This window comes from Streptomyces sp. a15 (assembly GCF_059026085.1).
Genome location: NZ_JBWLKM010000165.1, coordinates 1 through 7,960 on the forward strand (window position 1 = coordinate 1; position 7,960 = coordinate 7,960).

General features: G+C 67.6%; 7 protein-coding genes and 3 pseudogenes. 5 read left to right on the plus strand and 5 right to left on the minus strand.

Going from position 1 to position 7,960, the window contains the following annotated elements:
- Positions 1-461: 461 nt before the first annotated feature.
- Positions 462-782, minus strand: a complete 321-nt coding sequence (locus AC5P09_RS50670; RefSeq protein WP_493880427.1) for a transposase family protein — start codon at positions 780-782, stop codon at positions 462-464.
- Positions 783-850: 68 nt separating this feature from the next.
- Between AC5P09_RS50670 and AC5P09_RS50675 the strand changes: the two are divergent.
- The 3 genes and pseudogenes from AC5P09_RS50675 (at position 851) to AC5P09_RS50685 (ending at position 3,914) form a co-directional block, all read left to right on the plus strand.
- A pseudogene (locus tag AC5P09_RS50675) lies at positions 851-1,377 on the plus strand (GNAT family N-acetyltransferase).
- 522 nt (positions 1,378-1,899) lie between these two features.
- The gene (rox, locus tag AC5P09_RS50680) at positions 1,900-3,444 is read left to right on the plus strand and encodes a rifampin monooxygenase (RefSeq protein WP_493880428.1); all 1,545 of its coding nucleotides are present in this window, start codon (positions 1,900-1,902) and stop codon (positions 3,442-3,444) included.
- Positions 3,445-3,779: 335 nt separating this feature from the next.
- Positions 3,780-3,914 (plus strand): hypothetical protein, encoded by a 135-nt coding sequence (locus AC5P09_RS50685; protein WP_493880429.1) that lies wholly within the window; start codon positions 3,780-3,782, stop codon positions 3,912-3,914.
- Between the two features lie 43 nt (positions 3,915-3,957).
- Here the strand turns inward: AC5P09_RS50685 and AC5P09_RS50690 are convergent, their stop codons facing one another.
- Positions 3,958-4,179 (minus strand): hypothetical protein, encoded by a 222-nt coding sequence (locus tag AC5P09_RS50690; RefSeq protein WP_493880430.1) that lies wholly within the window; start codon positions 4,177-4,179, stop codon positions 3,958-3,960.
- Positions 4,180-4,962: 783 nt separating this feature from the next.
- Between AC5P09_RS50690 and AC5P09_RS50695 the strand changes: the two genes are divergently transcribed.
- Together AC5P09_RS50695 and AC5P09_RS50700 are read left to right on the plus strand one after the other, a co-directional pair.
- On the plus strand, positions 4,963-5,118 hold the full coding sequence (locus AC5P09_RS50695; protein ID WP_493880431.1) for a hypothetical protein: 156 nt from the start codon (positions 4,963-4,965) through the stop codon (positions 5,116-5,118).
- 129 nt (positions 5,119-5,247) lie between these two features.
- Positions 5,248-5,619: a DoxX family protein gene (locus tag AC5P09_RS50700; RefSeq protein WP_493880432.1), complete on the plus strand. Its 372-nt coding sequence runs from the start codon at positions 5,248-5,250 to the stop codon at positions 5,617-5,619.
- A 59-nt stretch (positions 5,620-5,678) separates the two neighbouring features.
- Here the strand turns inward: AC5P09_RS50700 and AC5P09_RS50705 are convergent.
- From AC5P09_RS50705 to AC5P09_RS50715, 3 genes and pseudogenes are all read right to left on the minus strand, one after another.
- A pseudogene (locus AC5P09_RS50705) lies at positions 5,679-6,136 on the minus strand (MarR family winged helix-turn-helix transcriptional regulator).
- A gap of 173 nt (positions 6,137-6,309) precedes the next feature.
- The gene (locus AC5P09_RS50710) at positions 6,310-6,651 is read right to left on the minus strand and encodes an ATP-binding protein (RefSeq protein WP_493880433.1); all 342 of its coding nucleotides are present in this window, start codon (positions 6,649-6,651) and stop codon (positions 6,310-6,312) included.
- A pseudogene (locus tag AC5P09_RS50715) lies at positions 6,615-7,767 on the minus strand (SpoIIE family protein phosphatase). The gene AC5P09_RS50710 and the pseudogene AC5P09_RS50715 overlap by 37 nt, the downstream one beginning before the upstream one ends.
- Between the last annotated feature and the right edge of the window lie 193 nt (positions 7,768-7,960).

A 7,960-nucleotide genomic window follows, 5' to 3' on the forward strand; every position in this document is an offset into this window, starting at 1 on the left:
CCTACGCCATCACCGACGCGATCAACAACCGCCCCCTTCCGGAAGAAGAGTCCAAGTAACTCCCCCGTTTGCACCCCGGTTCCGGCCTGGAGCGCCCCCGGAATGGACTGCTGGGCCGGCTGCAGTCAGGCTTCACCTGAACCGGCGCTGAGCTGTATGAAGCCCCCTCGGCAAGCCTCGCACCGCAGTCGCTCCCCCAGAGAATCGAGCGCGACGCCCGCAGCCCGACCGAGCTCGTCCAGCTTCGATTGCTCGCCTACTTCGGCCTGCACAGTTCTGCATCCGCCAACTTGAAGCCTCAGGTCAATGGGCCGGTGTGACGGGTTCTCGGCTTGCTCTGGCTGGTGGTGGGCGGCAGTCTACGGAGTAGATCGTCTGTCAGCGGTTGGGATCGAGGTTGGTCAGGACGAGGAGGGCCGGCAGGAGTGTGGTGGCGTGCCTGGCGTGGAGGCGGAGCTTGGTCAGGATGCGCCAGTTCTGCAGGTGGGCGAAGGGTGCTCGCAGGCGGCGCGTTCGGCGGCGATCAACTTGTTGATCTGCTTCTTCGCCGTGGTGAGGGGCTTGGTCCGGGCGCTCTTGAAGCCGGTGATGATCACTGCATTGGCGGGGTCGTCGTCCAGGCCGGTGAAGCCGAGGTCGGCGATGGCACCGAGTCCGACCTCGCGGAGATGGCGGGTGAAGTTGTTGTGGCGGGCGGAGGTGATCTCGGAGGACCGCCCGGGCAGGGCGACGGAGATCCAGATCAGCCGACCACGGGTGTCGGTGATCCCGAGGAACAGCAAGCCGTGGGACTTGTGGACCCTCGCATAGGCTGGCCTCTCATTCGATGCACCGCGACCAGGATCAGCCCATGCGCAGCAGCACCAGGATCCGCCTGATCGAGCCCACCGACGCCGCCCCGATCGCCGCGCATCGCGTGCGGGACGTCGAGGCTTTCCGGCCGTGGGAACCGGCCAGCCGGCCGACTTCTTCACCCCGGAAGGCCAGGCGGAACGGATCGACAGCCTGCTGACCGGATACCGGGCTGGCGCGGTCTGGCCGGGCGTGGTGCTCGCCGACGACCAGGTGATCGGGCAGGTCACCATCGGAGGCATCCTGCCGCAGCCGCACCTGCGCCGCGGCTCCGTCGGATACTGGATCGCCAGCGTCGCCCAGAATCAAGGGCACGCCGGGCACGCCGTCGGGCTTGCACTCCGGGTGATGACGGACGAACTAGGGTTGCACCGCGCCGAGGCGTCCACCCATCTCGAGAATCTGCCATCGCAGCGGGTGCTGCGCCGCAACGGGTTCAGTCCGTACGGCGTCGCGCACTCGTCGATCTTTCTCGACGGGAGCTGGCGGGACGGGCTGCTGTGGGAGCGGATCCTCGGCGACTAACTTCGCCGTTTCGGTTGAGATGGGGCGCGGGGACGAAATATGGAAGTCCTTCTGAGTTGGGACGATGAACCCTGTCGAGGGGTTCTGTCGGTCCAAGCGGAAGGCATTTTCTGCGCGGGGCGGCCGGTCACCGTGCTCGTGGGCCTCGCGCAGCCGCTCGCGTTCGCCGAGCGCCTCCGGTTCCAGCGCGCAGCGGCTTCCGAGATCCGGTCCGCCTCGGGGCGGCCAGGATCAGATCGTCGACCGGGACCGTGACCGTGACCGGGAACAGCGGGCCGCCACGCCGGATTCGCCCTGCAACCGCACGGGCCCGTTTGGAGTCGTGATCACGTGGCTGGGAAAGGATTGGACGGGGTGATGTCGGGCTTGTAGCTTGCAGTTGACTGTGACACCGCCCGAGGAGGTGAGACCCATGAACGCTGTATCGATGTGGGTGCTCCCCCTTCCCGTCACGGTCGGGCGACTGACGTAGGCGTCGCCGGGAGTGCCTCGCCAACAAGGCACTCTCGAAAGGCAACACCTATGCCCTCTCCGCAGTTCACCGCCGAGCCGTCGTCGAACGATACGGTCGAGCGCGACTTCACTGTGGGCGACGTCCCCGGACTCCGGTCGTCGGCCTCCGGCCCCGATCGCGCGCCCCTCCTGTTCGACGTGATCATTGCCGGGTGCGGGCCGACTGGCGCGATGCTGGCCGCCGAACTGCGGCTGCACGATGTGCGGGTACTCGTTCTGGAGAAGGAAACCGAGCCCGTGTCGTTCGTCCGCATCGTGGGTCTGCACATTCGCAGTCTCGAGCTGATGGCAATGCGCGGACTGCTGGATCGTATTCGCGAACACGGAAGACAGCGTCCGGCCGGCGGATTCTTCGCCGCCATCAACAAACCCGCGCCCCAGGGCCTGGATTCCGCGCACGCCTATCTGCTGGGCATCCCGCAACCGGTCATCGTTCACCTGCTCGAAGAGCATGCGACCCAACTGGGTGCGCAGGTCCGGCGCGGTTGTGCGGTGGCCGATTTCGAGCAGGACGACGAGGGTGTGACCGTCGAGCTGGCCGACGGCGAACAGCTGCGTTCGCGCTATCTCGTCGGCTGTGACGGCGGGCGCAGTACGGTGCGCAAACTGCTCGGCGTCGGCTTCCCCGGTGAGCCCTCGCGGACCGAGACGCTGATGGGCGAGATGGAAGTGGGTGTGCCGCAGGAGGAGGTCGCGGCCAAGGTGAGCGAAATCAGCGAGACCAATAAGCGATTCTGGCTCAGGCCCTTCGGCGAAGGGGCATACAGCGTCGTAGTCCCCGCCGCGGGAGTCAGCGATCGCGCGGAACCGCCCACCATCGAGGATTTCAAACAACAGCTGCGCACCATCGCCGGAACCGACTTCGGCGTGCACTCCCCGCGCTGGTTGTCCCGCTTCGGGGATGCCACCCGGCTGGCCGAACGCTATCGGGTCGGGCGGGTGCTGCTGGCCGGCGATGCGGCACACATCCATCCACCCACCGGCGGACAGGGCCTCAACCTGGGCGTTCAGGACGCATTCAACCTCGGCTGGAAACTGGCCGCACAAATCCGCGGCTGGGCGCCAAAAACACTGCTGGACACCTACCAGGCGGAACGCCATCCGGTCGCCGAGGACGTGCTGGACAACACCCGCGCCCAGATGGAACTGCACTCCACCGAACCGGGCCCGCAGGCCGTGCGCAGGCTGCTCACCGAACTGATGGACTTCGACGAGGTGAACCGCTATCTGATCGAGAAGATCACCGCGATCGGCATCCGCTACGACTTCGGCGAAGGCCCCGACCTGCTCGGCCGCCGCCTGCCCGACATCGACGTGAGACACGGCCACCTCTACGCTCTGCTGCATCGCGGCCGCGGCCTGCTGCTGGACCGCACCGAACGCCTGACCGTCGGCGGCTGGTCAGACCGGGTCGATTACCTCGGGGATCCCGCTGCGGTACTGGATGTTCCGTGCGTCCTGCTACGCCCCGACGGCCACGTCGCCTGGATCGGCGACGATCAGCAGGACCTGGACGACCACCTCTCCCGCTGGTTCGGCAAGCCCGCCAACTGACTTCGCCTGAGCAACCGAAAGGGCTTTGAGGAGGATCGAACGGCCAGTAGCGACTGCCCATCGGAAGGCTGGAGACAGCATCAGCCGTGGTGCTCCGGCGCCAAGGTCGGCCTGCGAGGAGGGTTAGCCGCCGAGTGACGATCGGAAGACGTCTGTCGAACATGAACGACGAGCCACCCGGCGCCCCGACTGCCCCGTTTCGGCCGTTCCTTTTCCCGTTCACTCTCTGCTAGCGGTTCGCTTTGCACTGACAGGACGTTTTACGGACGGGAGGTGGCGACTGGCCCTCATCGGGCTCGTGCGCGTCAGCACGGACGACGATCGCTGGAACTCAAGTGGGCCTGTACCCGGGCGGCGCGAGCGCAGACGGCGCCCAGGACGCCCAGGACGAGACAGGCCGGATCGCCCGGGAGGGTGTGGGCGATCTGCAGAAGGTCCTGCGGGGCGAGGAACCGGTTCGCGCCGCGTGACCGTGCTGGTTCTCGTGCAGGTCGTGGCTGCCCATGGGCGCGTTCAGGCCACACGGCGGTGCCAGTGTCTGCTGCGCGGGGTGTCCTGGGTGGCGAAGACCCCGGCGAGCTGCGGGGCGCGGTCGCGGGTCTCGCCGAGGGCCTTGAGGAGCGGGTCGTCGGCGGCCGGGAGCGCCGCGTCGCGGAGAAAGGCCTCGGGGGACTTGGCGCCGATGTCGGCGGCGGCCTCGACGCGCGCGTACTCCTCCGGCTCGAAGGGCGGCACCTGGGGTTCGTTCTGGTCCGTACGAGCGACGTGACCAGCGTGTCCGCCTTCAGGCCGAGGGCCTAGCCGGGGCGGGTGAGGTGGTCGGCGCTCCCCCGCGCGTACGGCCGCGACCTTCGGTGTGATCGCTCGGCGCGGTACAGCATCCCGGCCGGTTGACATCCAGAGAGGCATCAAACGGGCCTACATCTTCCACGGCACCGTCACCTCACCCCACCACACCACACCAGTGATCCGCTTACGGATCCGCCGCGATCGGCCGAACGGGAGCACCTAGCGCACTTGTCGGAACGGAGATGCTCAGAGCACGTCGAATGCCGCCTGGAACGCGTCCGCCGCGGGGGCGATGACAACCGCCTTCCCCTGGAGGTCTTCAGGAAGCAGAGGCCGATGCGCTCGGCGGCGAAGACGTACTCCTGCTCGGCTCGTCCGGTCAGTGGGGCTGCTTGGAGGTGCTGCGGGCCGGAAAGTTGAGCGGTGTTCTGGTCCATGCGCTCGGCAATGCCGGCCCCGATGACACCGAATCACCAGGCACGAAATCGGAGTGCGGGCCTGGCACGCCAGGCAGCCCCCGAATACGGCCAGCCACATGTATCCGAAGCTCGCGAACTCTCGGACAGCGAAATTGGTCACCCACCGCGCGAAGCCCCAGGGACCGACGCGAAGCGTGCGCCCCGACACGTCGGCCAGCGGCGCCCTTCTCAGTCCAGCAAGGCCTCGATGCGGGCAGGCACGTGCTTGTGCCACGGGGACCTGGCGATCGGTTCGCGCCATTGCGCATCGGTGGCAGAGGCGACGACCGACCCACAGGACACCGACCGCCAGGCACTCGCCTGCGATGCTGTGCGCCAGGTGCACACCGAGGACCAGACCTCGGCGGTCGCCTGGGTGGCGATCACCGTCAACGCGTTCGACCGACTCGCGATCACGAGCAAGTAGACGACATGTTTTAGTTGACACATCACCACAGTTTCCCTATGTTCCTGGGTGACGATTCTCGTTGACGCAACAACCAATGGTCTACGAACCCCGGCCGGGGCGCGGGCCACCCTGGAAGGGACCACTCCCATGTACATCACCGCCGCCGTCCTCAGCGTGCTGCTCGCCCTTGTGTCGCTGGCCGCCGGTGTGCCCAAGGTAATGCTGAAGGGCGATGTGTCCGCGGGGCTCCAGTCCCACATGGGCCTGAGCGCTGGGCTGGTCCGCTTCGTAGGACTGGCCGAGGTCGCCGCGGTCGTGGGCCTGGTCGTGGGGCTCTTCTGGCAGCCTCTGGGTATCGCGGCCGCCGTCGGCTTCGGGATCACGATGATCGGCGCGGTGGGCTTCCACGCCAAGGTCGGCGACTACTCCGACCCCGCCACGCGCGGAAACGCCATGGCCCCCATCATCCTCGCGCTGGTCTCCGCGGCGACCGCCGTCACCCTCGGATTGGCCATGTGAGCCTGCCCCCTGGGGCACCGTCCCGGCCGCCCCTGCAGCGGTTGGAGACCGTGTCCCGGTCAGAGCAGTTCTTTGTCCAGCCGTTCGATCACACACTCGGAGATCCGGGCCAGCGTCGTCGGCTCCGCGGTGGTGACATGGTCGAGGAACAACGAACGTACCGCCTCGCCATGGGAGCGGAGCGGCCGCTTCGATCGCCTTCCGACCCGCAGGTGTGATTACCACGAATGCGCCACGCCCGTCTTCGGGAGAGTCTTCTCGCGTCACAAGCCCGCGCTTCGCCATCCGGGCGATGATGCGACATCCGGCTCTTTCCCCAATTCCAGCGCGTGGGCGACATCCGGAAACCGCTGCCGTCCCTCGGGTACATCGGTCAGGCGGACCAGCGCCTGGAAGTCAGCGGTGGGCAACTTCGAATCCGACTGCAACAGCCGACCCCGAGCCGCTCTTGCGGCCGGACAAAACTGCACCACGCGTGTTACTCATCCATGGTCGGCCAACGCACCGTCCCTGCCATGGCGAGTGTGTAGACGTCATTGACTGATCACCTAAGCAGCGAGCTACCGCCCTGAGGAGCGGCTCAGACCCCGGAAGCGCGGCGCGACCCGTCCTGCCCTGACTGTCCCGTGCCGCGCTTCCGGCCCCTCGGCAGGTCCGCGCTTCAGGGAACCAAGGTCTGCGTTTCCCACATCACCGGACTCGCCTGCGCGGTGAGGGGCGTTCGACCCAAATGGTCTTGCTCGTCTGCCCGTAGCGACAGCCCCAGCGCGTGGTCAACTGCGCCATCAGGAACAGGCCGCGGCCACCCTCGTCGGTGTGGCTTGCCCGCCGCAGCCGTGGCTGGGTGTTGCTGGGGTCAGCGACCTCACAGATCAGCACGTCCTCCCGGATGAGACGCAGCCCGACCGGGCAGCCGGCGTATCGGACGGCGTTGGTGACCAGTTCGCTGACGACGAGTTCGGTGGCGAAGGCGATGTCGTCGAAGCCCCACGCGGTCAGCTGGCGGGTGAACTCCTCCCATGCCTGAACCACGACGGTCGGGTCGGCCGGGAAGGCCCAGCTCGCGGTGTTCTCGCCCCCGCACGGCGCGCGTACGGGCCGGCAGCAGCGCGATGTCCTCGCGGACCGGCGGTTCGCCGATGCCTGCGAGGACGGAGCGGCCCAGCGCGTCCAGGGGAACACCGAAACGGCAGTGCGAGGCGAGCGCGTCCGTCAGACGGCGTAGACCGGCGTCGAGGTCGGGGTCCTGGCAGCGCACCAGACCCTTGGTGTACAGGGCGAGGGTACTGCCGGAACTCCAGGGTGACCGTGGTGATCTCGAACGGCATGCCGCCGACGCCGAGCGGTGGACCTGGAGAGATCGGGATGTCCTGTTCGGTGCCGTCGGGGCGGACGGCCACCGGCAGAGAGTGCCCGGTACTGGCGACGGCACACTGACGGCTGACCGGGTCGTAGACGGCGTACGGGCAGGGGGCGCTCAGTGTGTCCCGGTGCTCCGGGGGCGCCTCGCCGGCCAGGCGCTGTACGAGACCGTCGAGGCGCGTGAGCAGCTCGCCGGGATCGAGCTCCAGGTCGGCGAGGGTGTGGATGGCGGCACGCAGGCGTGACGTCTTGCTGGTCAGTCCGCCGCGGGACCTGCCGAGCAGGGCTTGCTTCAGGCGGAGCCTGCGTCGGCGGCGCACGCGTCGGCGCTTCCAACGCTCGGGCTCGTTTCCGCTGTGCTGCCCGTTCTGTTCCGCCTCGCCGCCCCCTTTCGCCGAGCCCGTTCCTGCTCGGCGGCGGCTTCCTCGAGAGCCTCCATGACGTCCTTGGCGACGGTCATTCCGGCGGCGTCGTGATGGGCGCGGGCGGTCGTGGAGTCCACGCTGACCAGGGATGAGTCTGTCTTGCCCTGGCGGGCGGCTTCGGCGATCAGGCATTCCAAGGGCGGTGAACGCCAGCGTTCCGCCAGACCGGAAGCGTCCATGGACGGTCGGCCAGGGCCCCGAGCTCTCCCTGCATCTCCCACCGCTGCGCGCTTGTCCTGAACCTCCAGATCACGCCCTCGAACTGATCCCGCAGCCGCTCGGGGTTCGGGCCGTACTCGCCTATCGGTAGGAACGGCTCGATCAACTGCCACTGTTCATCGGTGTGTTGTCTGCGCGTCACGATCGTCTTACTACCGGATCCGGTAGGAAGACGATCGTGATATCACACAGGCCCTAGCGGTCAAGCCAGCGTTGCAGCGCCTCGAGCATGTTCTCCGGACCCGTGGCGAAGCACAGCCGGATGCCCGGCTGGAGGTCGATGAGCACGTTGACGATCCGCTCGAACAGGACGGTGTTCTCCGGGACATTCCGAA

Coding starts and splice junctions, on each gene's coding strand:
- rox (WP_493880428.1), top strand. CDS start 1,900: ATGCCCTCTCCGCAGTTCACCGCCGAGCCGTCGTCGAACGATACGGTC.
- AC5P09_RS50700 (WP_493880432.1), top strand. CDS start 5,248: ATGTACATCACCGCCGCCGTCCTCAGCGTGCTGCTCGCCCTTGTGTCG.